This is a genomic window from Pseudomonas sp. P110(2024), assembly GCF_057480795.1.
Genome location: NZ_JBLIYT010000006.1, coordinates 60,604 through 83,687 on the forward strand (window position 1 = coordinate 60,604; position 23,084 = coordinate 83,687).

General features: G+C 63.9%; 17 protein-coding genes. 8 read left to right on the forward strand and 9 right to left on the reverse strand.

Annotated elements, in window-relative coordinates; genetic code table 11:
* The first annotated feature begins 30 nt into the window (after positions 1 to 30).
* The gene (locus tag AC25ND_RS10895; RefSeq protein WP_062364535.1) at positions 31 to 1,110 is read left to right on the forward strand and encodes a polyamine ABC transporter substrate-binding protein; all 1,080 of its coding nucleotides are present in this window, start codon (positions 31 to 33) and stop codon (positions 1,108 to 1,110) included.
* Between the two features lie 88 nt (positions 1,111 to 1,198).
* On the opposite strand, the gene AC25ND_RS10900 is transcribed toward AC25ND_RS10895, so the two are convergent.
* Positions 1,199 to 2,782 carry a peptide chain release factor 3 gene (locus AC25ND_RS10900; RefSeq protein ID WP_028689614.1) on the reverse strand — a complete coding sequence of 528 codons (1,584 nt, stop codon included), beginning with the start codon at positions 2,780 to 2,782 and terminating at the stop codon, positions 1,199 to 1,201.
* A 494-nt stretch (positions 2,783 to 3,276) separates the two neighbouring features.
* On the opposite strand from AC25ND_RS10900, the gene AC25ND_RS10905 reads away from it, so the two are divergent.
* Genes AC25ND_RS10905 through AC25ND_RS10920 form a run of 4 tightly spaced genes read left to right on the forward strand, consistent with a single transcriptional unit; the run spans position 3,277 to position 6,719 of the window.
* The gene (locus AC25ND_RS10905) at positions 3,277 to 3,990 is read left to right on the forward strand and encodes an ABC transporter permease (RefSeq protein WP_028689613.1); all 714 of its coding nucleotides are present in this window, start codon (positions 3,277 to 3,279) and stop codon (positions 3,988 to 3,990) included.
* Between the two features lie 13 nt (positions 3,991 to 4,003).
* Complete coding sequence (locus tag AC25ND_RS10910; RefSeq protein ID WP_088852381.1) at positions 4,004 to 4,915, forward strand: glycine betaine ABC transporter substrate-binding protein; 912 nt, start codon at positions 4,004 to 4,006, stop codon at positions 4,913 to 4,915.
* The gene (locus AC25ND_RS10915) at positions 4,912 to 5,565 is read left to right on the forward strand and encodes an ABC transporter permease (protein ID WP_011532365.1); all 654 of its coding nucleotides are present in this window, start codon (positions 4,912 to 4,914) and stop codon (positions 5,563 to 5,565) included. Before AC25ND_RS10910 ends, AC25ND_RS10915 begins: the two co-directional genes overlap by 4 nt.
* Complete coding sequence (locus AC25ND_RS10920; protein ID WP_236247768.1) at positions 5,562 to 6,719, forward strand: osmoprotectant ABC transporter ATP-binding protein OsmV; 1,158 nt, start codon at positions 5,562 to 5,564, stop codon at positions 6,717 to 6,719. The genes AC25ND_RS10915 and AC25ND_RS10920 overlap by 4 nt, the downstream gene beginning before the upstream one ends.
* Before the next feature lie 141 nt (positions 6,720 to 6,860).
* Here AC25ND_RS10920 and AC25ND_RS10925 read toward each other — a convergent pair whose 3' ends face one another.
* The 3 genes from AC25ND_RS10925 to AC25ND_RS10935 all read right to left on the reverse strand — a co-directional run bounded on the left by AC25ND_RS10925 (position 6,861) and on the right by AC25ND_RS10935 (position 10,845).
* Positions 6,861 to 9,275 (reverse strand): TonB-dependent siderophore receptor, encoded by a 2,415-nt coding sequence (locus AC25ND_RS10925; RefSeq protein ID WP_069015837.1) that lies wholly within the window; start codon positions 9,273 to 9,275, stop codon positions 6,861 to 6,863.
* A 108-nt stretch (positions 9,276 to 9,383) separates the two neighbouring features.
* Positions 9,384 to 10,367, reverse strand: coding sequence for a FecR family protein (locus AC25ND_RS10930; RefSeq protein WP_241411716.1), 984 nt, complete (start codon positions 10,365 to 10,367; stop codon positions 9,384 to 9,386).
* Positions 10,315 to 10,845 carry a sigma-70 family RNA polymerase sigma factor gene (locus AC25ND_RS10935; RefSeq protein ID WP_069015835.1) on the reverse strand — a complete coding sequence of 177 codons (531 nt, stop codon included), beginning with the start codon at positions 10,843 to 10,845 and terminating at the stop codon, positions 10,315 to 10,317. The genes AC25ND_RS10930 and AC25ND_RS10935 overlap by 53 nt, the downstream gene beginning before the upstream one ends.
* 656 nt (positions 10,846 to 11,501) lie before the next feature.
* Here AC25ND_RS10935 and AC25ND_RS10940 point away from each other — a divergent pair.
* Positions 11,502 to 12,665, forward strand: a complete 1,164-nt coding sequence (locus AC25ND_RS10940) for a type III PLP-dependent enzyme (protein ID WP_028689608.1) — start codon at positions 11,502 to 11,504, stop codon at positions 12,663 to 12,665.
* Positions 12,666 to 12,785: 120 nt separating this feature from the next.
* On the opposite strand, the gene AC25ND_RS10945 is transcribed toward AC25ND_RS10940, so the two are convergent.
* Both AC25ND_RS10945 and AC25ND_RS10950 read right to left on the reverse strand, forming a co-directional pair.
* Positions 12,786 to 13,535, reverse strand: coding sequence for an SEL1-like repeat protein (locus tag AC25ND_RS10945; RefSeq protein WP_186594406.1), 750 nt, complete (start codon positions 13,533 to 13,535; stop codon positions 12,786 to 12,788).
* 3 nt (positions 13,536 to 13,538) lie between these two features.
* Positions 13,539 to 14,219 carry a Fe2+-dependent dioxygenase gene (locus AC25ND_RS10950; RefSeq protein WP_028689606.1) on the reverse strand — a complete coding sequence of 227 codons (681 nt, stop codon included), beginning with the start codon at positions 14,217 to 14,219 and terminating at the stop codon, positions 13,539 to 13,541.
* 223 nt (positions 14,220 to 14,442) lie between these two features.
* Between AC25ND_RS10950 and AC25ND_RS10955 the strand changes: the two genes are divergently transcribed.
* Together AC25ND_RS10955 and AC25ND_RS10960 are read left to right on the forward strand one after the other, a co-directional pair.
* Positions 14,443 to 16,680 carry a TonB-dependent receptor gene (locus tag AC25ND_RS10955; protein ID WP_486976302.1) on the forward strand — a complete coding sequence of 746 codons (2,238 nt, stop codon included), beginning with the start codon at positions 14,443 to 14,445 and terminating at the stop codon, positions 16,678 to 16,680.
* Positions 16,681 to 16,782: 102 nt separating this feature from the next.
* Positions 16,783 to 19,338, forward strand: a complete 2,556-nt coding sequence (locus tag AC25ND_RS10960; protein ID WP_486976303.1) for a PepSY domain-containing protein — start codon at positions 16,783 to 16,785, stop codon at positions 19,336 to 19,338.
* A 71-nt stretch (positions 19,339 to 19,409) separates the two neighbouring features.
* Here AC25ND_RS10960 and AC25ND_RS10965 read toward each other — a convergent pair whose 3' ends face one another.
* The 3 genes from AC25ND_RS10965 to der all read right to left on the reverse strand — a co-directional run bounded on the left by AC25ND_RS10965 (position 19,410) and on the right by der (position 23,054).
* Entirely contained in the window at positions 19,410 to 20,201 is a 792-nt protein-coding gene (locus AC25ND_RS10965; protein ID WP_050704052.1) for an amidohydrolase, read from the reverse strand.
* Complete coding sequence (locus tag AC25ND_RS10970; RefSeq protein ID WP_028689602.1) at positions 20,189 to 21,337, reverse strand: pyridoxal phosphate-dependent aminotransferase; 1,149 nt, start codon at positions 21,335 to 21,337, stop codon at positions 20,189 to 20,191. Before AC25ND_RS10970 ends, AC25ND_RS10965 begins: the two co-directional genes overlap by 13 nt.
* A gap of 253 nt (positions 21,338 to 21,590) precedes the next feature.
* The gene (gene der, locus AC25ND_RS10975) at positions 21,591 to 23,054 is read right to left on the reverse strand and encodes a ribosome biogenesis GTPase Der (protein ID WP_028689601.1); all 1,464 of its coding nucleotides are present in this window, start codon (positions 23,052 to 23,054) and stop codon (positions 21,591 to 21,593) included.
* Positions 23,055 to 23,084 lie beyond the last annotated feature (30 nt).

Sequence of the window (23,084 nt, forward strand, 5' to 3'; positions counted from 1 at the left end):
TAACAACAGACAAAGCAAGGTAACCCCGACATGCGCACGCTCCTTATCGCTCCCCTGATGCTGGCCGCAAGCGTTGCCGGCGCCGCCGACTCGGTGAAGATCTACAACTGGTCGAGCTACATCGCCCCGGACACCCTGAAGAGCTTCCAGCAAACCACCGGCATCGTGCCCACCTACGATGTGTTCGACAGCAACGAGACACTCGACGGCAAGCTGATGACCGGCAACTCCGGCTACGACGTGGTGTTCCCGTCCAACCACTTCATGGCCCGGCAGATCCAGGGCAAGGCCCTGAAAAAACTCGACAAGTCGCAGCTGCCGAACTGGAAGAACCTCAACCCGGTGCTGCTCAAGGCGCTGGAGGTGAACGACCCGGGCAACCAGTACGGCTTCCCCTACCTGTGGGGCAGCACCGGCATCGGCTACAACATCGACAAGGTCAAGGCGGTGCTCGGCGACAACGCGCCCATCGACTCGTGGGACCTGTTCTTCAAGCCCGAGTACCTCTCCAAGCTCAAGCGCTGCGGCGTGGCCGTACTGGACAATGGCCCCGAGCTGCTGCCGATCGCCCTGCACTACCTCGGCCTGCCGCACCACAGCCAGAACCCGGCGGACTACGACAAGGCCAAGGCGTTGCTGATGACAGTGCGCCCGTACATCAGCTACTTCCACTCCTCGAAGTACACCGGCGACCTGGCCAATGGCGATGTGTGCCTGGTGGTGGGCTTCTCGGGTGACGTGCTGCAGGCAAAGAACCGCGCCGAGGAGGCGAAGAACGGGGTGAAGGTGGGCTACTCGATTCCGAAGGAAGGCGCGCCTATGTGGTTCGACATGGTCGCCATGCCGGCCGATGCGCCCAACGAGAAAGCCGGGTACGCCTACATGAACTATCTGTTGCAGCCGGAAGTGATGGCGAACATCAGCAACTTCGTGCAATACGCCAATGGCAACCAGCAGGCCGACGGGCTGGTGGACCCGGCGATGAAGGGCAACACGATGATCTACCCGAGCGCGGATGTGATGGGCAAGCTGTATGCCCTGGAGGCGATGCCGGCGAAGATCGACCGGATCAGGACGCGGATCTGGACCAGCATAAAAGCAGGGAATTGATTGCGGGTATTACGCAGCCCCTGCAGGAGCAGCCTTGCCGAGGCGTCGGCAAGGCCGCTGCTACAGGATCAGATGTAGGCCTGTACGATCAGTGATGCTCGCGAGTAGCGCGGAACTTGATGTCCGGCCAGCGCTCTTCCATCAGCGACAGGTTGACCCGGGTCGGGGCCAGGTAGGTCAGGTGACCGCCGCCGTCGATGGCCAGGTTCTCCATGGCCTTGTTCTGGAATTCCTCGAGCTTCTTCTTGTCGTCGCAGCTGATCCAGCGCGCCGACCAGACGGTGATCGGCTCGTAGGCGCACTCGACCTTGTACTCTTCCTTCAGACGGCTGGCGACCACGTCGAACTGCAGCACACCGACCGCGCCAAGGATGATGTCGTTGCTGCGTTCGGGGAAGAACACCTGCGTCGCGCCCTCTTCGGCCAGTTGCTGCAGGCCCTGGCGCAGCTGCTTGGATTTCAGCGGGTCCTTCAGGCGCACGCGGCGGAACAGCTCCGGGGCGAAGTGCGGGATACCGGTGAAGCCCAGGGCCTCGCCTTCGGTGAAGGTGTCGCCGATCTGGATGGTGCCGTGATTGTGCAGGCCGATGATGTCGCCGGCATAGGCCTCTTCCAGCTGCTCACGCTCGGAGGAGAAGAAGGTCAGCGCATCGCCGATGCGCAGGTCCTTGTTGATCCGCACATGGCGCATCTTCATGCCCTTCTCGTACTTGCCCGAGCAGATACGCATGAACGCGATGCGGTCGCGATGTTTCGGGTCCATGTTCGCCTGGATCTTGAACACGAAACCGGTGAACTTCTCTTCCACGGGCTCAACGGTACGCTCGTGGGCCACCCGGCCCAGCGGGCGTGGCGCCCAGTCGACGACCGCGTCGAGCACATGGTCGACACCGAAGTTGCCCAGGGCGGTACCGAAGAACACCGGGGTCAGCTGGCCGTTGATGAACTCGTCCTGGTTGAACTCGTGGCAGGCACCCTGCACCAGTTCCAGTTGCTCGACGAACGAATCGTACTGGTCACCGAGGTGCGCGCGGGCCTCGTCGGAGTCCAGGTTCTGGATGATCTTGGCTTCGGTGCGCTCGTGGCCGTGGCCCGGGGTGTAGACGACGATGTAGTCGCCGGTGAGGTGGTACACGCCCTTGAAGTCGCGGTAGCAACCGATCGGCCAGGTAATTGGCGCGGCCTTGATCTTCAGGACTGCCTCGATCTCGTCGAGCAGTTCGATCGGGTCACGGATGTCACGGTCGAGTTTGTTGATGAAGCTGACGATCGGCGTGTCGCGCAGGCGGCAGACGTCCATCAGGGCGATGGTACGCGGCTCTACACCCTTACCACCGTCGAGCACCATGAGCGCCGAGTCCACCGCGGTCAGGGTGCGGTAGGTATCTTCCGAGAAGTCCTCGTGGCCGGGGGTGTCGAGCAGGTTGATCATGTGCTCGCGGTAAGGGAACTGCATCACCGAGGTGGTGATGGAGATGCCGCGCTGCTTCTCCATTTCCATCCAGTCGGAGGTGGCGTGGCGGTCGGACTTGCGCGACTTCACGGTACCCGCGACGGAGATCGCCTTGCCCATCAGCAGGAGCTTCTCGGTGATGGTGGTCTTACCGGCGTCGGGGTGGGAAATGATTGCGAAAGTGCGGCGCTTCGCGACTTCGGCGGCCTGGTTGGTCATGGGAAATCGCCTGACTGGGGATTCAAAAAGGGGCGATATCATACCTGAAGTCGGGGCGCGGGCCAAAACCGAAGATACGAAAGGCGCCCCCCGAACGGGCACGCGTGGGACCGGGCTTGCCCGCGAAAGGACCGGAACAAGCACAACCAATCTACCGGACAATCGCTTTATCACGACAAATGGCCACAGGACAGTTACTTCAACGCCTTCAGAACTTAAATACGCCGTTTTTTCTCGTCATGTTTACAAGCAACCAGTTATTAACACTGGCCAAATGCCGCCCAAGATGGGAACCTTTCCCTCCACGGAGACGTCCACTCCCCTGCAACCCGCTTTGGTTCAGGGCTGGTTTCACCTGCTTCACGAGCCCGACGGGGTTCGGCTCATGGCCTGATGCCGCGCATCGGGCTGCTGCTCGCGACCACGCTGCCCGCCGCCAGGAATGGCCGGCCGCACGGGGGTGTGATCGCCGACTATAAAAAAGGAGTCCGCCTGTGGCTGCACGCTACGGAAAAGGGCTGTTGGGATGGGCCGCCGTGCTCGTCATCCTGGCCCTGCTGGTCCACTGGATCGGCATCGACACGATCGCCCGCTACCGCGACGATCTTGGGTTCTACCTGCAAGCGCACCTGGTTCTGGTGCTGGCTTCGATGGCGGCGGCGCTGGCCGTGGGCATCCCCGCCGGCATTGCCTTGAGTCGACCGCACCGGGTCGACAAGGCCGAGCGCTTCATGCAGTTTTTCAACGTTGGCAACACCATTCCTCCCCTGGCCGTCCTGGCCATCGCCCTGAGCATCCTGGGCATCGGCGCAGGTCCCGCGATCTTCGCGCTGTTCCTCGCCTCCCTGCTGCCCATCGTGCGCAATACCTACGAGGGCCTGAAAAACGTCCCCGCCTCGCTCAAGGAAGCCGCCACCGGTATCGGCATGACCCCGCGCCAGCAGCTGTGGCAGGTGGAACTGCCCAATGCCGTGCCGATCATCGTCGGCGGGGTGCGCGTGGCCCTGGCGCTGAACGTGGGTACCGCGCCGCTGGCATTCCTGATCGGCGCCAACAGCCTGGGCAGCCTGATCTTCCCCGGCATCGCCCTGAACAACCAGCCGCAGCTGTTGCTGGGTGCCGCGTGCACCGCGCTGCTGGCCCTGGCGCTCGACGCGCTGGTGAGTTTCTCCAGCAAGCGCTGGCTGGAACGTGGCCTGGCCCGTTAACGAGAGGGAAACCATGAAGAAGACAATCGCCCTGTTGCTGGGCGCGGCCCTGCTATGCGCAGGCTTTGCCCAGGCGGCGGAAAAACCGCTGATCCGCATCGGCGCGCGGGTGTTCACCGAACAGACCGTGCTCGCCGAAATCACCGCCCAGTACCTGCGTGCCAACGGCTTCGATGTACGGGTGACCGCCGGCCTTGGCAGCAACATCGCCCGCCAGGCCCAGGAAACCGGCCAGCTCGACCTGATGTGGGAATACACCGGCGTCTCGCTGGTGTCCTACAACCATATCGACGAGCGCATGCCCAGCGCCGCAGCCACCTACGCCCGGGTCAAGGCACTCGATGCGAAGAAAGGACTGGTCTGGCTGACTCCGTCGAAATTCAGCAACACCTATGCCCTGGGACTGCCCAGGGAGGTCGCCGCGGCCTACCCGCAGGTCAACACCATCAGCGATCTCAACCACGTGTTGCGTGACGAGCCCGACCGTCACCACCTGGTGGCCCTGGACACCGAGTTCGCCAACCGCCCCGATGGCCTGGTTGGCCTGCGCGAGATGTACGGCCTGCCCCTGGACCGGCGCAACATCCGCCAGATGGATGGCGGCCTGGTCTACACCGCGATGCGCAACAACCAAGTGTTCGCCGGCCTGGTCTATACCACCGACGGGCGCCTGGACGCCTTCGACCTCAAGCTGCTGGAAGACGACAAGCACTACTTCCCCGACTACACCGCGGCGCCCGTGCTGCGCAAGGCAGTACTCGACGCCCACCCGCAGCTGGCCACCCTGCTCGAGCCGCTGGCCAGTCAGCTCGACGACCAGACCATGCGCAAGCTCAACGCCCAGGTCGATGTCGAGCACCAGAGCCCGACCGTGGTCGCCGCGGCGTTCCTGCGTGAGCACTCCCTCGGCGAGGTACAACCATGAACCTGCTCGACACCTTTGCCCATCTCGACTGGGCGCAAGTCCTGCAACTGACCGGGCAGCACATCACCCTGGTTGGCATCGCCGTGGGCCTGGCCATCGTCGTCGGCGTGCCGCTGGGCATCCTGATGACCCGCTTCCCGGTGTTCGCCGGCCCCCTGCAGGCCAGCGCCACGGTGCTGCTGACCATCCCCTCGATCGCCCTGTTCGGTCTGCTGCTGCCGTTCTACTCGAAGTTCGGCCAGGGCCTGGGGCCGTTGCCGGCGATCACCGCCGTGTTCCTTTATTCACTGCTGCCGATCCTGCGCAACACCTACCTGGCCCTGACCAACGTCGAACCGGGCATCCGCGAGGCGGCCCGCGGCATCGGCATGACCTTCGGCCAGCGCCTGCGCATGGTCGAGCTGCCCATCGCCGTGCCGGTGATCCTGGCCGGCGTGCGCACCGCCGTGGTGATGAACATCGGCGTGATGACCATCGCCGCGACCATCGGCGCCGGTGGCCTGGGCGTGCTCATCCTCACCGCCATCAGCCGCAGCGACATGTCGATGCTGCTGGTCGGCGCCGTGCTGGTCAGCCTGCTGGCGATCATCGCCGACCTGCTCCTGCAAACCCTGCAACGTGCCCTGACTCCGGAAGGACTGCGCCCATGATCGAACTGAAGAACCTCAGCAAGACCTTCAACGTCAACGGCAAGGACGTCAAAGCCGTCGACGCGGTAAGCCTCACCGTCAACGAGGGCGAAATCTGCGTGTTCCTCGGCCCCTCGGGCTGCGGCAAGAGCACCACGCTGAAGATGATCAACCGCCTGATCACCCCGACCTCGGGCCAGGTGTTCATCAACGGCGAAGACACCAGCGCGCTGGACGAGGTAACCCTGCGTCGTCATATCGGCTATGTGATCCAGCAGATCGGACTGTTCCCCAACATGACCATCGAGGAGAACATCACCGTGGTCCCGCGCCTGCTCGGCTGGGACAAGCAGAAATGCCACGACCGCGCTCGCGAGCTGATGCACATGATCAAGCTCGAGCCCAAGCAGTACCTGCAGCGCTACCCGCGCGAGCTCTCCGGCGGCCAGCAGCAGCGCATCGGCGTGATCCGCGCCCTGGCCGCCGAGGCGCCGGTGCTGCTGATGGACGAGCCGTTCGGCGCGGTCGACCCGATCAACCGCGAGATGATCCAGAACGAGTTCTTCGAGATGCAGCGGGCGCTGAACAAGACGGTGATCATGGTCAGCCATGACATCGACGAGGCCATCAAGCTGGGCGACAAGATCGCCATCTTCCGCGCCGGCAAGTTGCTGCAGTTGGATCACCCGGACACCTTGCTGGCCCATCCGGTGGACGATTTCGTCAGTAACTTCGTCGGCCAGGACAGTACCCTGAAACGCCTGCTGCTGGTGCGCGCCGAGGATGCGGCGGACAACGCGCCAGCGTTGAGCCCGGAAACGTCGGTGAGCGAGGCGCTGGAACTGCTGGATGAGCACGATCGCCGTTATGCAGTGGTGACAGATGCCGCGAACAAGGCGCTGGGCTATGTGCGCCGGCGCGACATGCACCGCCAGCACGGGACGTGCGGGGATTTCCTGCGACCGTTCAACGCCACGGCGGCGCATGACGAGCACCTGCGCATCCTGCTGTCGCGGATGTACGAGTTCAATCGGGCGTGGTTGCCGGTGCTGGATAGCGAAGGCGTGTTCCTGGGGGAGGTGACGCAGGAGTCGATTGCGGCGTACCTGAGCTCGGGCAGGTCGCGGGGCGGTAAGACCAGTATCGTGTCGCCGGCGGAGGCAGTAGTCTCCTGATGGATAGCCGGGGGCGCTTTGCGCCCCATCGCGACACAAGGCCGCTCTCACAGGTATAGCATCAGCCTCCAGGCCGGCGCAGTACCTGTGGGAGCGGCCTTGTTTCGCGATGGGGCGCGCAGCGGCCCCGGCAATCTCGGATCAGAACCCTACACTGGCCTGCACATAGAACGTGCGCGGCTCCCCCACATAGATCCCGGCATTGTTGTCGCTGGAACGCGTGAAGTACTGCTTGTCGAAGAGGTTCTTCACCCCCGCCGCCAGCTTCAGGTTCGACAGCTGCGGCCCGAAGTCATAGCCGCCACGGGCATGCCAGGTCACGTACCCCGGAATATCGCCATACTGCCCGTCGGCACTCGGCTCGGTGATGTAGTTGCCGTTGAAGCTGCCGTTGGGATTCATCCCGGTTCCCGGCGCGCGCTGCTTGGATTGGGCGTACGCGTCCAGGTTCCAGGTCCAGCGGTTGACGGCGTAACGCAGCCCGGCGGTGGCCACCTGGCGCGAGTAGAACGGCAGGTCGCGGCCCTTGAAGCCGGGGATATCACCTTCATAGGTGGCGCGAGTGTAGGTGTAGCCACCATTGACCGACAGGCCTTCCAGCCGCGGGTCGAGACCGGCCAGGTCGTAGCGCACCGAGGCCTCGATGCCCTGGTGCTTGGTCGCCCCCAGGTTGGTCCAGCCGATGTCGTTGCTGATGTACTGCAGCTCGTCGTCGAAGTCGATGTAGAACGCGGTCAACTCACCGGCAAAGCCGCCGTTGTCATAGCGCGTACCCACTTCGTAGGTCTTGGCCTTCTCCGGCTCCAGGCCGTTGGCCGTGTTGTTGCCGGTACCGCCCTGGCCCAGCTGGAAGTACTGCAGGCTGCCAAACGAGGTCTCGTAGTTGGCGAACAGCTTCCAGGCGTCGGACAGGTGGTACATCACGCTCAACGCCGGCAGCGGTTCGTTGCTGGTGATGCTGCGGTTCTTCTCCGGCACCGGGCGGTAGTTGGCGTCCAGCACCGGGCGATCACGCCAGTCGGTGTTGATGTGCTCGAAGCGGATGCCCGGGGTGATGGTCCAGTTGCCGACGTCGATCTTGTCATCGATGTAATAGGCGCTGGCCTCGGTGCCGCCGCTGCGGTCCTGGAACACATGACCGTCGGAGGTCGGGGTGACAGTGGGCACGTTGTCGACCAGGGCCAGGCGCGTGGACTGCTCGCGCATGGCTTCCTTCAAGTAGCGATACCCGACGCTGACTTCCTGGGTGGTCGGGCCGACGAAGAAGATCCGCGACAGGCGTGGCTCGATGGCGAAGGTGTGGTAGTTGCGCGGGTACGACGACAGGGTCTTCATGTCGCGCGCGGCGATGGCGCTGCCCCGGAAGCTGTCGGTGTAGTAGGTCAGCACCTCGAACTGGGTGGCGTCGTCGATCTGCCGCAGCCACTTGAACGACACGTCCTTGCGCCGGCCACTGAAATAGTCGTAGTCGCGCACCGACTGGAAGGGATCGTGGTCGTACTGGGCCTGGGTCAGGCCACCGGGCATGTCGGCACGGCCGTCGTAGTAGTGGAAGTTGAGCCAGAACTCGTCGACATCGGTCGGCGCCCAGTGAGTCTTGAGCATCACGTCGTCGATATCGTTGTCGTTGTTGCTGCTGCGGTAGCCGTCGCCGTTCACACCGGTATACAGCAACGCCACGCCCATGCCGTTGTCGGCGGTGCCGCCGACGAAGGCCGACTCGGTGTGCTTCCAGCCGCCATGGCGGGAAGTCTCCAGGGTGGTGGACAACTCGCCGGAGGCCTTCTCGGGAATCGCCCGGGTCACGAAGTTGATCACCCCGCCGACGTTCTGCGGGCCATAGCGCACGGAACCGGCGCCGCGCACCACGTCGATGCTGTCGAGGTTGCCCGAGGAGATCGGCGCCATCGACAGCTGCGGCTGGCCGTAAGGGGCGAAGGCCGCCGGGATGCCGTCGATCAGCACGGTCGAGCGCGGCGACAGGCGCGAGGTAAGACCACGCACGCCGACGTTCAGCGACAGGTCGCTGCCGCCGGTGCCGTTGGAGTCCTGCACCTGCACGCCGGGGATGCCGCGCAGGGCATCGCGCACGTTCATCGTGCCCTTCTCCACCATCGCTTCGCGACGCACCACGGTACGAGCACCGGGATGATTCTGCACCACGCTCTGCTGGGCGTCGCCCAGCCAGTCACCAACCACTTTCACATCGGTGGGCGCCAGCTCCAGGCTGCCGGTGGTCAGGGTGCCGGCGGCCTGGACCGGCTTGACCACCACGGTGTCCGCGGACTGCTCGAAGGTCAGCCCGCTGCCTTGCAGCAGTTGCTGCAGGGCCTGCTCCGGCGCCAGGTTGCCGGACACCGCCGGGGCCTGCTTGCCGTCCACCAGTTCGGGGCTGAAGAACAGCTGCAGGTGGGTCTGCTGACCCAGTTGCTTGAGTGCGCCCGCCAATGGCTGGGCCTGGATCTGGATGCTGTCGGCGTAGCTGGTGCCGGCGGCGCTGACCGCCAGGGCCAGCGCCAGGCGGCGCAGCTGGAGAAGGGGCTTATTGTTGTTCACGTCTTCGAGGGGTCCTGAGAGTCGGGATAAACGCCAACCGCATGCAAATGGAAATGCTTGGCAGTTGCAGCTGGCGGGGAAGACGAACGAACGGAAAAAAACCTGAATTTATTTCAAAATAATTTCGCTGGAGCCATCCGGACGGGTCTTCACCTGCACCGGCAGGATGCTCGGCAGTGCGCGCAACAGTGCGTCCGGATCGTCGGTGCTAAAGGTGCTCGACAGCCGCAGCGCGGCGGCCTTGCCGGGTGCCACATGCAGCGGCTGGGCGCGGTAACGGGAGACTTCCACCACCACCTCGCTCAGCGGCGCGTTGTCGAACACCAGCTTGCCCTGGCGCCAGGCGGTCACGGCATTGGCGTCGACGGCATAGGGCGCGGCGACCTTGCCCTGGGCGTCGATGTGCGACCCCTGGCCGGCGCCGAGCAGCGCCAGCGACTCGGCCGCGCCCTGCACCTTCACCGAACCCTGTTCCACCGCCACGCGGGTGCTGCTCAAGTCCTGGCGCACATCGAAGCGGGTGCCGGTGACGGTGACTTCACCCTGGGCGGTGCTCACCACGAATGGCCGGCCACTGTCGTGGGCGACGATGAACATCGCCTCGCCCGCCTCCAGGCGCACATGGCGACGCCCCGCAGAGAACATCACCTGCACCTGGGTGGCACTGTTGAGTTCCAGCTTTGATCCGTCCGGCAGTTCAACCTGACGCCGCTCGCCATGGGCCGTGCTCAACGTGTCCTGATGGTTGAGCTGCTGGTACTGCCAACCTGTCCAGCCCAGCCCCAGCGCGGCCACTGCTACACCGGCCGCCAAGGCCTGGCGCAGCAGGTGGCGGCGCGCAAGCGGGCGCGCCGGCTCGGGCTGGCACAGCGCTTCGAGGCGTTGTCGGGGGATGAAATCGGCGGCGCGCCACAGCTGTACCAGGCGCTGATACTCCTCGCGATGACGTGGGTGCTCCGCCAGCCAGGCCTGCAAGGCCTGCTGCATGGCGCTGTCATGCGGCGCCTCCTGGGCCCGGGCGAACCAGCTGGCCGCCTGCTCACCCACGGGGTCGGGCGCGTGCTGTCTGAACAATGGGGTCTCCTGACTCATCTGGCCGACAGTGCTCACGCAGGTGTCGGAGCGTGCGGATCATATACTTTTCGACCATGTTCTTGGTCAAACCCATGCGCTCGGCGATCTCGGCCTGGGTCAGGCCCTCGAGTTTCTGCCAGATGAACACCCGGCGGCAGTTGAGCGGCAACTCGGCCAACGCTCGCTCGACGCTGTCGGCCAGTTCCAGGGCTTGCACGTAGGCCTCCGGGTCGCTGCCATTGTCGGCGCCGTCGGCGAACGCCTCAAGTTCCAGTGCCTGGCGACGGTCCTCGCGGCGAAAGCCATCGACGGCAATGTTGCGGGCGGTCTGGTGCAGGTAGGCACGCGGCTGCTCGACCTGCTCGCTCGGGTTTTCCAGAACCCGGACAAAGGCGTCGTGGGTGAGGTCCTCGGCCTGCTGACGACTGCGCAACTTGCGCGTCCAGGTGCCGATCAGCTCATGGTAGTGGTCGAGAAAGCCTTTGTGTCCGGACACGTTCGGGGTCGTCAGGGAGGCAGATGAGGTCGCGAATAGTAATGCTTCTCATAAATGACGGCAATTGGCCCTGCCTTGAGCCGACCAAGGGTGGTTTCCAGTGTCGGTAACAAAAAATTTATGACGAATTCAAAAAAAATGACGGGCGTCACACCGTGGCCATAAATATGAACACTCTCCGGAAAAAGCCCGTTCACCACACAACTCCGACAAACGGTCTTCTGCCGATTCTTCGGCTCTTTCTCGGCGAAAGCCAGCCAACATGCAAAGAACCCAGCTTTCAGCCGTTCGCGACCAGATCGCCACCTATTCCACAATTTTTAACGCTTGCGGCCTTTTCCGGAACATCCATGCCACGCACCGGTCGGTAATTGCAGCGGTGGAGCGTCTATACACGACGAACACCCCGGACCTGCCTGTTGATCTTGCGGTTTTCACATCCTAAAGTGCGCGCCGAACGTCCATGCTGGAAACGATCCATCCGGCTCAAGTACTGACGACGAGACAGCAAGGTCACCCGCCGCCCTTTCCCGGCACGGTTGACCTTTTTGCTTTCGGCGACATGCCTTGGGAAGTAGGCGAACCAAAGTGGGGATACGGAGGACGTTCAGTGTGCTGCCACTTATCTTTTCAGTTTGCCCATGGAGCCCTTGAGCATGTCGATCCAGGTCGAAGACTACTTTGCGCGTGACACCTTCCAGAAGATGAAGGCGTTCGCCGACAAGCAGGAAACCCCGTTCGTACTCATCGATACCCAGATGATCAGCCAGGCCTATGACGACCTGCGCGCCGGTTTCGAATTCGCCAAGGTCTACTACGCGGTCAAGGCCAACCCGGCGGTCGAGATCATCGACCTGCTCAAGGAGAAAGGCTCGAGCTTCGACATCGCCTCGATCTACGAGCTGGACAAGGTGCTGGGCCGTGGCGTGAGCCCCGACCGTATCAGCTACGGCAACACCATCAAGAAGTCCAAGGACATCCGCTACTTCTTCGAGAAAGGCGTGCGCCTGTACGCCACCGACTCCGAAGCCGACCTGCGCAACATTGCCAAGGCCGCGCCGGGCTCGAAGGTCTATGTGCGCATCCTCACCGAAGGTTCCACCACCGCCGACTGGCCGCTGTCGCGCAAGTTCGGCTGCCAGACCGACATGGCCATGGACCTGCTGATCCTCGCCCGCGACCTGGGCCTGGTGCCTTACGGCATCTCCTTCCACGTCGGCTCCCAGCAGCGTGACATCAGCGTGTGGGACGCGGCCATCGCCAAGGTCAAGGTGATCTTCGAGCGCCTGAAGGAAGAAGACGGCATCGAACTGAAGCTGATCAACATGGGCGGTGGCTTCCCGGCCAACTACATCACCCGTACCAACAGCCTCGAGACCTACGCCGAGGAAATCATCCGCTTCCTCAAGGAAGACTTCGGCGACGACCTGCCGGAAATCATCCTCGAGCCTGGCCGCTCGCTGATCGCCAACGCCGGCATCCTGGTCAGTGAAGTGGTGCTGGTGGCGCGCAAGTCGCGCACCGCGGTCGAGCGCTGGATCTACACCGACGTGGGCAAGTTCTCCGGCCTGATCGAAACCATGGACGAGGCGATCAAGTTCCCGATCTGGACCGAGAAGAAAGGCGAGACCGAGGAAGTGGTGATCGCCGGCCCGACCTGCGACAGCGCCGACATCATGTACGAGAACTACAAGTACGGCCTGCCGCTGAACCTGGCGATCGGCGATCGCCTGTACTGGCTGTCCACCGGTGCCTACACCACCAGCTACAGCGCGGTGGAGTTCAACGGCTTCCCGCCGCTGAAAGCCTACTACCTGTAATGCACAACGGGGCCGCAAGGCCCCGTTTTCAATTCCATCGCGGGGCAAGCCCGCTCCCACGCCTGTGGTGAAGACCCGTGGGAGCGGGCTTGCCCCGCGATATGACCGGAACGGACATACTCAAGTACCGCGCAGTTCGATCTCTTCGGCATAGCGCGCCGCATGGGCCATCAGCGCCGGCCCCGCCCCCTGCAACGTCACCAGCGCACTGCGCAGGAAATTCAGGTTGCCCTCGACCCTGGCCCGATCCAGCCATGGCCCGGCCTCCCCGATCTCCCCCCGCTCGGCCAGCACCAGCGCCAGGCTGAACATCCCGCGAAAATCCCCGGCCTCGGCCGAACGCCGATACCAGCGCACGGCCCGGGCAGGGCTTGGCGCGGTGGCAATGCCCTGCTCCAGGTAGCGCCCATACAGGTTCATCGACTTGGCATGCCCCAGCTGTGCGGCTTTCTCATAGCACATCAACGCCTGGGCCTGGTCGGCCGGCACCCCGCGCCCGGTGGCCAGCAGGTTGGCCAGGTTGTACATCCCCCAGTCCAGGCCGGCGTCGGCCGCACGGGCATAGTGAATGGCCGACTGCGCCAGATCCACCTCGCCGCCCCAGCCGTGCTCCAGGCACCGGCCGAGCATGTTGTGCGCCATGGCGCTGCCGCCCTGGGCGGCGATGGCGAACCAACGGCGGGCCACACCGGCATCTTCTTCGATACCGCGCCCATCGAGCAGAATCTGCCCGAGCAGCAACTGCGCCTCGACCACCCCCTGCCCCGCCGCCGCGAGGATCGCCTGGGCGGCCTGACCCGGGCTGTGTTCGAGCATCGCCTGCAACCCGGCCACATCCACCACATCCTCACGACGCAACTGATAGGACACGGCTCAGACCTCGGCCCAGCGGCGCAGCAGGTTGTGATAGGTGCCGGTCAGTTGCAGCAGCGACGGATGCTCGGGCACATCGGCAGTGAGCTGGCGGACCGCGTTGTCCATCTCGAACAGCAAGGTGCGCTGGCTGTCTTCGCGCACCAAGCTCTGGGTCCAGAAGAACGCCGCATAGCGCGCACCGCGGGTGACCGGGTTGACCTTGTGCAGGCTGGTGCCGGGGTACAGCACCATGTCGCCGGCGGCCAGCTTGACCTCGCGCACGCCATAGGTGTCCTGGATCACCAGCTCGCCGCCGTCGTAGCTGTCCGGATCGCTGAGGAACAGCGTCGAGGACAGGTCGGTGCGCACCCGCTCCGGGCTGCCCTTGGGCTGGCGCAGGGCGTTGTCGATGTGGAAATCGAAATTGCCCCCTTCGCGGTAACAGTTGATCAGCGGCGGGAACACCTTGTGCGGCAGCGCCGCCGACATGAACAACGGGTTGCGCCACAGCCGCTCGATCAACGCACTGCCAATCTCCTTGGCCAGCGCATGGCCCTCGGGCAACTGCAGGTTGTGTTTGGCCTTGGCCGACTGGTACCCCGCGGTGATCTTGCCGTCGGCCCAGTCGGCCTGCTCCAGGGCCTCGCGGATGCGCGAGATCTCATCGGCGTCGAACAGCCCGGGAATGTGAAGCAGCATGGCGGCGGCACCAGATATGACCATAGGAGCGTCAATGATATTGATTCACTTTTACCTACCACAAGCCCCTTTATTCATGGCACGACGGATGAGACCGCAAAAACCGTAAGGCAAAATTGTAAAGAATGTAAATTTCTGGCGAATGGTAACGCTTCTCAATTGTTCCTTACATTCGCTTACATTAACATCCACGGCCTTCATACCTTGGGGAAGGTCTACAACAATGCGTCACGTGCCATCTGCTGTGAGTTCACCACGTCTGCTCGCCTCCGCCATCGGCGTTGCCGTCACCGCCGCCGCTTCACAAGGGGCGCTGGCTGCCGAGCAGAGCACGGATGCCGTCATCTCGCTGGACGCCACCAGCGTGAATGCGACGCAGGATGCCACCACCTACAAGTCGGACACGGCCAGCTCGAAGAAGTACACGGCTCCCCTGCGTGAAACGCCGAAGAGTGTCACTGTCATCCCGCAGCAGGTCATCCGTGACACCGGGGCTACCACCCTGGTGGACGCATTGCGCACGACCCCAGGCATCACCTTCGGTGCGGGCGAGGGCGGCAACCCCGCAGGTGATCGACCGATCATCCGCGGCTTCAATGCCGAAAGCGATGTGTTCGTCGACGGCATGCGTGATGTCGCCTCGCAAAGCCGCGAAATTTTCAACGTCGAGTCGGTCGAAGTGAGCAAAGGCCCCGGTTCGGCCTTTACCGGCGCCGGCTCCACTGGCGGCAGTCTGAACCTGGTCACCAAGACTGCAAAATTGGGTGATGCTTACAATGGCGGCTTCACCTGGGGCAGCGACCAGACCAAGCGCACGACCCTGGACCTGAACAAGCAGTTGACCGACAGCTCGGCCTTTCGCCTGAACCTGATGAAGCACGAGGCCAATGTCGCCGGTCGTGACGATGTGGATGTCAGTCGCTGGGGCGTTGCCCCCTCCTTTGCCTTCGGCCTGGGCACCGATACCCGGGTCACGGTGGGTTACTACCATCTCAAGACCGACGATATGCCGGACTACGGCATCCCGCTGAACCGCAGTGCCACGCGCAGCAAGTACAACGTGGACGGGCCGGCACATGTCGATCGCGACAACTTCTATGGCCTGAACGGTCGCGACTATCGCAAGACCAGCAACGACAGTGGCACCTTGCGCATCGAACATGACCTGAACGACAACCTGACACTGTCCAACAGCTTGCGCATGTCGCGCTCGACGCTCGACTACATCGTCACCAACCCTGATGACAGCAAGGGCAACGTTGCCAACGGCACAGTCTATCGCTCCACCAAGAACCGCAACTCCACCTCCAAGGGTTGGGTCAACCAGACCGACCTGAGTGCCAAGTTCAACACAGGCTTCATCGAACACAGCCTGGTCACTGGCCTGGAGTTCACCTACAGCGACACCCACAACCGTGGTTATGTGATCACCTCCGCCGCGGGAACCGGCACGACCTGCAACCCCGCGCTGCTCGCCTCCGGCGATTGCACCAGCCTGTACGATCCCTCCCCGGACGATAGCTGGTCGGGCACCATCACCGACAGTCCGGCCTACACCGACACCGACACCAAGACCAGCGCCGCCTATGTCTTCGACACCCTCACGTTCAATGAACAGTGGTCGCTGAACCTCGGCCTGCGCTACGACGACTACCAGACCAAGTCCAGCGGCTACAGCACCGGCGGTCGAGGCTCGGTGGCCGGCGACTTCTCCCGTGAAAACAATGCGCACCTGTGGAACTACCAAGTGGGTGTGGTCTACAAGCCCTTGCCAAACGGCAGCGTCTACGCGGCCTGGTCGACGTCCAGCAACCCGTCGGGTGAATCCAGCGGCAACGGTGGCCTGGAACTGGCCGCCAACAACAGCAATCTTGATCCGGAACGCAATCGCAACTACGAAATAGGCACCAAGTGGGACTTCTTCGACGAGAACCTCTCGCTCGCTGCCGCACTGTTCCGTACCGACAAGACCAACGCACGGGTCACCGACCCTGACAATGCGACGTACCAGGTGCTCGATGGTGAGCAGCGAGTCCAGGGGCTGGAGCTGACCTACGCCGGTAACCTGACCAGCAAGTGGAAGGTCTACGGCGGTTACACCTACATGGAGAGCGAGATCGTCAAGACCACCACGGCAGCGAACCAAGGCAACCATATGCCGAGTACGCCGCGGAACAACTTCACCTTCTGGTCGACCTACGACATCGTGCCGCAGCTGACCCTCGGTGCTGGCGCGACCTTCGTCGACGCCCGCTTCGGTGACGAGGCGAACTCCGTCGAAGTACCGTCCTACTGGCGCTACGATGCCATGGCGACCTATCGCCTGACCAAGAATGTGGACCTGCAGCTGAACCTGCAGAACCTGACGGACAAACGCTACTTCGACCAGGTGTTCTCGACCCACTACGCCCATGTGGCCGCTGGCCGCACTGCCTTGATGAGCGCCAACTTCCACTTCTGATGCAGCAGCACCAGGCCCCGTTCATTCGCTTGAACGGGGCTTTTGCGTATCAAGGCATAATGCACACCGCGCAGTCCCTGGCGGCAATACAAGGTAATCGATGTGGTGAAGAAGACGCTGTTCCAATTGCACTGGTTCCTTGGCATCACCGCCGGCCTGGTGCTGGCGCTGATGGGCGTGACCGGCGCGATCTGGTCGTTCCAGGAAGAACTGCTGCGGGCATTCAACGCCGAGGTACTGAAGGTCGAGATCCGCCAGGAAGGCGTGCTGGCGCCGGCTGAACTGGTGCGCCGGGTCGAGGCCGCGCAAGGCGACAAGGTCTCCATGCTCTGGGTCGATACCCGCGAGGGCAACGCCGCGCGAATCTTCTTTACCCCCGCCCCCGGCGAGCGCCGTGGCGCGCTGCGCTACGCCGACCCGTACACCGGCGAGCTCAAGGGTGACGTGGCTGGCCTGGGCTTCTTCAACCTCATGCTCAACCTGCACCGGTTCCTGGCCATGGGCGACACAGGCCGGCAGATCACCGGCGCCTGCACCTTGATGCTGATTTTCTTCTGCCTCTCGGGGCTGTACCTGCGCTGGCCGCGCAAGGCACTGGACTGGCGGGCCTGGCTGACGCTGGACTGGGCGAAGAAAGGCCGCGCCTTCAACTGGGACCTGCACGCGGTATTCGGCACCTGGTGCCTGCTGTTCTACCTGCTGTTCGCCCTGACCGGGCTGTTCTGGTCCTACGAATGGTACCGCGAAGGCCTCAATCGCCTGCTGGCCGACCAACCCGCGGCCGGCGAGCAGAAGCGTGGCGAAGGTCGCGGCGGTCGCCATGGCCCGACCAGGGTGGACAAGAACGCCCCACCTCTTGTTGTCGATTACGATGCCATCTGGACCAATCTCAAGGCCACCGCAGGCCCAGGCCTATCCACCTACAACCTGCGCCTGCCGCCGGCCGGCGGGCAACCGGCGACCCTGTTCTACCTGCTGCAAGGCGCCGACCACGAGCGCGCCCTGAACACCCTCACCCTCGACCCGGCCACCGGCCAGGTCAAACGTCACGAGCGTTACACCGACAAGTCGTTCAAGGCCCAGTTGCTGCAGAGCGTCTACGCTCTGCACGTGGGCAGCTACTTCGGCCTGCCGGGGCGAATCATCGTCACCCTCGCCAGCCTGACCATGCCGCTGTTCTTCGTCACCGGCTGGCTGCTGTACCTCGACCGTCGACGCAAGAAGCGTCAGGTTCGCGCCGCACGTGGCGCGGTGGCCCCTCAGGCCAATGACGGAGATAGCTGGTTGATCGGCTTCGCCAGCCAGAGCGGCTTCGCCGAACAGCTGGCCTGGCAGAGCGCCGGCCAACTTCAATCCGCCGGCTTGCCGGTGCAGGTACGCCCGCTGGCCGAATTGGGCGAAACCGAATTGCGCCAGGCCAACCGAGCACTGTTCGTGGTCAGCACCTTCGGCGACGGCGAAGCTCCGGACAGCGCCCGTGGCTTCGAGCGCAAGGTCCTCGGCCAAGCCTGGCCGCTGGATCACCTGGACTACGCCCTGCTGGCCCTGGGCGACCGCCAGTACCCGCACTTCTGCGGCTTCGCCCGCCGACTCCAGGCCTGGCTCGGCGAACGTGGCGCCACCTGCGCCTTCAGCCCGGTTGAGGTGGACAACGCCGACCCCGCCGCCCTGCGGTTGTGGCAACAGGAGCTGACGCACCTGACCGGCGCCCGCCCGGTCGCCGCCTGGCAGCCGCCAAGCTTCGGCAACTGGCGCCTGTCACGCCGCGATCAGCTCAACCCCGGCAGCCAGGGGGCGCCGGTGTACCTGTTGGGCCTGCAGGCAGAAGCGCCCGCAACCTGGGAGGCCGGTGACCTGATCGAAATCCTGCCACGCAACGGCCAGCCCCGTGTCGATGCCTTCCTTGCCGGCCTGGGCCTTGACCCAGGCAGCCCGGTGCAGCTCGACGGCCTGCAGGAAACCCTGGCGCAGGCCCTGGCCAGCCGCCAGTTGCCGGTCAGCCGCGAACACCTGATCGGCCTGCATGCCCAGGCACTGGTCGACGCACTGATCCCGCTCACCGCCCGTGAATACTCGATTGCCTCCATCGCCAGCGATGGCGTGCTGGAGCTGATCGTGCGCCAGGAGCGCCACGCCGATGGCAACCTGGGCCTTGGCTCCGGCTGGCTGACCGAATACCTGCCGCTGGAAGGCAGCGTCAGCGCGCGCCTGCGTCGCAACAGCGGTTTCCACCTGCCCGTCGAATCGGCGCCCTTGGTGCTGATCGGCAATGGTACCGGCCTGGCCGGTCTGCGCAGCCTGCTAAAGGCCCGCATTGCTGGAGGCGAGCAACGCAACTGGCTGCTGTTCGGCGAACGCAACCGGGCGCACGACCTGCTGTGCGGCGAGGAGCTGCAGGGCTGGGTGGAAAGCGGCGACCTGCAACGGCTGGACCTGGCGTTTTCGCGGGACCAGGCGCAGAAGATCTATGTGCAGGACGTGCTGTTGCAGCAGGCCGCCGAGTTCAAGCGCTGGATCGAGGATGGCGCTTGCGTGTATGTCTGCGGCAGCCTGCAAGGCATGGCGGCAGGGGTGGATGCGGCGTTGCAGGGGATGCTGGGCGAGGCTGTCGTACAGCAGTTGATCGAGGACGGGCGATACCGGCGAGATGTGTACTGAAGCCTGAAAGCATCGCGGGGCCAGCCCGCTCCCACGATACCGTGGGAGCGGGCTGGCCCCGCGATTGGCCCTTAATGCAGATCGAAGGTATCGGCATCCAGGTTCGCCGGGAACCGCGCCCGGTACGCGGCCAGCTCTGCCGCCCGCAACACCACGGTGAACACCCCGTCGGCCTCGCCCGCGCTCAGCAGGCTCTCGCCCTGGAAGTCCAACACCTGGCTGTCGCCGGAGTAGGCGAAGCCCTTGCCATCGGTGCCGACCCGGTTCACCGCCGCGACGAAGCACAGGTTCTCGATGCCCCGCGCCGGCAGCAGGCGGTTCCAGTGCAGGCGCCGCGCCGCCGGCCAGTTGGCGGTGTACAGCAGCAGGTCGGTGTCCTGGGCATCGCGGCTCCACACCGGGAAGCGCAGGTCGTAGCAGATCAACGGGCGGATCCGCCAACCCTTGAGCTCGAACTGCACCTGGCGCTCGCCAGGAGTGTAGTGCTTGTGCTCGCCGGCCATGCGGAACAGGTGACGCTTGTCGTAGTGCAGGATCTCGCCGTCGGGCCGTGCCCACAGCAGGCGGTTGCGGTGGCTGCCGTCAGCGGCCTGGATGATCACGCTGCCGGTGATCACCGCGTTGGCTTTCTTCGCCTGGGCCTTGAGCCACTTGTAGGTCGGGCCGTTTTCCGGCTCCGCCAGGCTTTCGGACTCCATCGAAAAACCGGTGGTGAACATTTCCGGCAGGACCACCAGGTCCACCTCGCCGGCCTGGCCGATCAGCTCCTCGAAGTGCGCGTAGTTGGCCTCGCGGTCGTGCCAGGCCAGGGTGGTCTGCACCAGGGCGATTTTCAGGTTCGGCAGTTGGCTCAGATCGCGCATAGTTTCTCCGCTGCCTGGCGCAGCGTCTCCTCGCGTTTGGCAAAGCACAGGCGCACCAGGCGTTGCTCGGGGATGGGTTGCTGGTAGAACACCGACACCGGGATGCTGGCCACGCCATGCTCACGGGTCAGCCACAGGGCCATGTCGACATCGTTCAGGTCGGGGCGGATCTGCGAATAGTCCACCAGCTGGAAGTAAGTGCCCGGGGTGCGGGTGAAAGTGAAGCGCGAGGCCTGCAGCAAATCGCAGAACAGGTCGCGCTTGGCCTGGTAGAAGGCCGGTAGCTCGTCGATGTGCTCGGGGTGCTCGGCCATGAAGTCGGCCAAGGCGCACTGCAAGGGAGTCACGCCACAGAAGTTGACGTACTGGTGCACCTTGCGCAATTCGGCGCTGAGCGCCGGTGGCGCAACCACGTAACCGGTTTTCCAGCCGGTGACGTGATAGGTCTTGCCAAACGAGCTGATGACGAAGGCTCTGCTGTACAGCTGCGCGTGGGCCAGCACGCTGGCGTGGCGCACGCCATCGTAGATCAGGTGCTCATAGACTTCGTCGCTGATCAGATAGATATCGCGGTTGCCGATCAACGCGGCCAACTGGTCCAGGTCTTCGCGGCTGATCAAGGCGCCGCTAGGGTTGTGCGGCGAATTGAGGATGACCATGCGCGTGCGCGGACTCAGGGCGTCGCTGAACCTCTGCCAGTCGATGCTGAAGCTGCCGTCGCGCAGCGGCACATGCACGCAGCGGCCACCGGCCAGCTCCACCGATGGCTCATAGCTGTCGTAGCTGGGGTCGAAGACGATCACCTCGTCACCGGGGTGGATCACCGCCTGGATGGCGCAGAAGATCGCCTCGGTGGCGCCCGGGGTAATGGTCACCTCGTGATCGGCATCCACTGCCACGCCATACAGCCGGGCGATCTTGGCTGCAACCTGCTGGCGCAGGGCTGGCAGGCCGGTCATCGGCGAATACTGGTTGTGCCCGGCGGCCACATGCCGGCCAACGGCATCGAGCAGGGCCTGGGGTCCATTGAAGTCAGGGAAGCCCTGGGACAGGTTGAGCGCACCGGTCTGCATGGCCAGTTGCGACATGGTGGTAAAGATGGTCGTGCCGACGTTCGGCAGTTTGCTGCGGATCATGGAGCCCTCTTTCCTGGGGTTTGTCCGGCACGGGGTTGGGTCCGAGCATAGCGGATCAAGCAGTCAGGAAAAAGGTTGAAACAATAGGGGGATTGCGGTGGGTCAATCGTTGCAACCCAACAGCAGAATGAAGCGTGGGAGCGGCGGTGCGCCGATGCGACTTGCCCCGCGATGAGATCAGATCAGGCAGTCAACTGACCTGAACACTCTCATCGCGGGGCCCCTCCCAACGAGGGTTCTGCAAGCGTTGTTACTAACGCTTGTCGCGGCGCTTCTTCTCGGCCTTCTTGTGGTGCGACATCAAGCGGCGCTTTTTGTTGACCTGGCGATCGGTGAGGGTGTTCTTCTTGCCCTCGAACGGGTTGTCACCGCCCTTGTACTCGATGCGGATCGGCGTGCCGACCAGCTTGAGCACCCGGCGGTAGGTGTTCTCCAGGTAGCGCGAGTACGAGTTGGGGATCTTGTCGGTCTGGTTGCCGTGGATCACGATCAGCGGCGGGTTGGCGCCACCAAGGTGGGCATAGCGCAGCTTGATGCGGCGACCGTTGACCAGCGGCGGCTGGTGCACGCTGATGGCGTCTTCGAGGATCTGCGTCAGGCGGCTGGTCGGCCAGCGGGTGACCGCCGACTTGAACGCGGCCTGCACCGACTTGTACAGGTGACCCACGCCGGTGCCGTGCAGCGCCGAGATGAAGTGGATGTCGGCGAAGTCGACGAAGAACAGCCGGCGTTCCAGCTCGGTCTTCACGTAGTCGCGCTCGCCCGGCTCCATGCCGTCCCACTTGTTCAGGGCGATGACCACGGCGCGGCCGGCGTCCAGGGCGAAGCCCAGCAGGTTGAGGTCGTGGTCGACCACGCCTTCGCGGGCGTCCATGACGAAGATCACCACGTTGGCGTCCTTGATCGCCTGCAGGGTCTTCACCACCGAGAACTTCTCGACTTCCTCGTGGATCTTGCCGCGCTTGCGCACGCCAGCGGTGTCGATGAAGGTGTACTTCTCGCCATCACGCTCGAACGGGATGTAGATACTGTCGCGGGTGGTGCCCGGCTGGTCGTACACCACCACGCGCTCCTCGCCGAGCATGCGGTTGACCAGGGTCGACTTGCCGACGTTGGGGCGGCCGATGATGGCGATCTTGATGCCGTCTTTCTCGCTCGGGCCGGGAATGCGCGTGGCTTCCTCGCCTTCGGCGACATCCTCTTCGAGGGCTTCTTCCTCGGGGTCACGGGGAATATGGCCGAGCAGCGATTCCATCAGGGCGTTGATGCCGCGGCCCTGGGAGCCCGCCACCGGGATGGCGTTGCCCATGCCCAGCGGCGAGAACTCGGCGCGGGCGATATCGGGATCGATGTTGTCGATCTTGTTGGCGACCAGGATCGCTTCCTTGTTCCGCTTGCGCAGGTGATCGGCGATCATCTGGTCGGCGGCGGTCATGCCGGCGCGGGCATCGACCAGGAACAGCACGTAGTCGGCTTCCTCGATGGCCATCAGCGACTGCTCGGCCATCTTCTCGTCCATGCCCACTTCGTCACCGGTGATACCACCGGTGTCGATCAGGATGTAGGAACGACCTTGCCAGCTGGCATCGCCGTACTGGCGGTCACGGGTCAGGCCCGACAGGTCGCCGACGATGGCGTCGCGGGTCTTGGTCAGGCGGTTGAACATGGTGGATTTACCGACGTTCGGCCGGCCCACCAGGGCGATTACGGGAACCATGCGGCTCTCCACTCTTGAATTCTTGAAAAT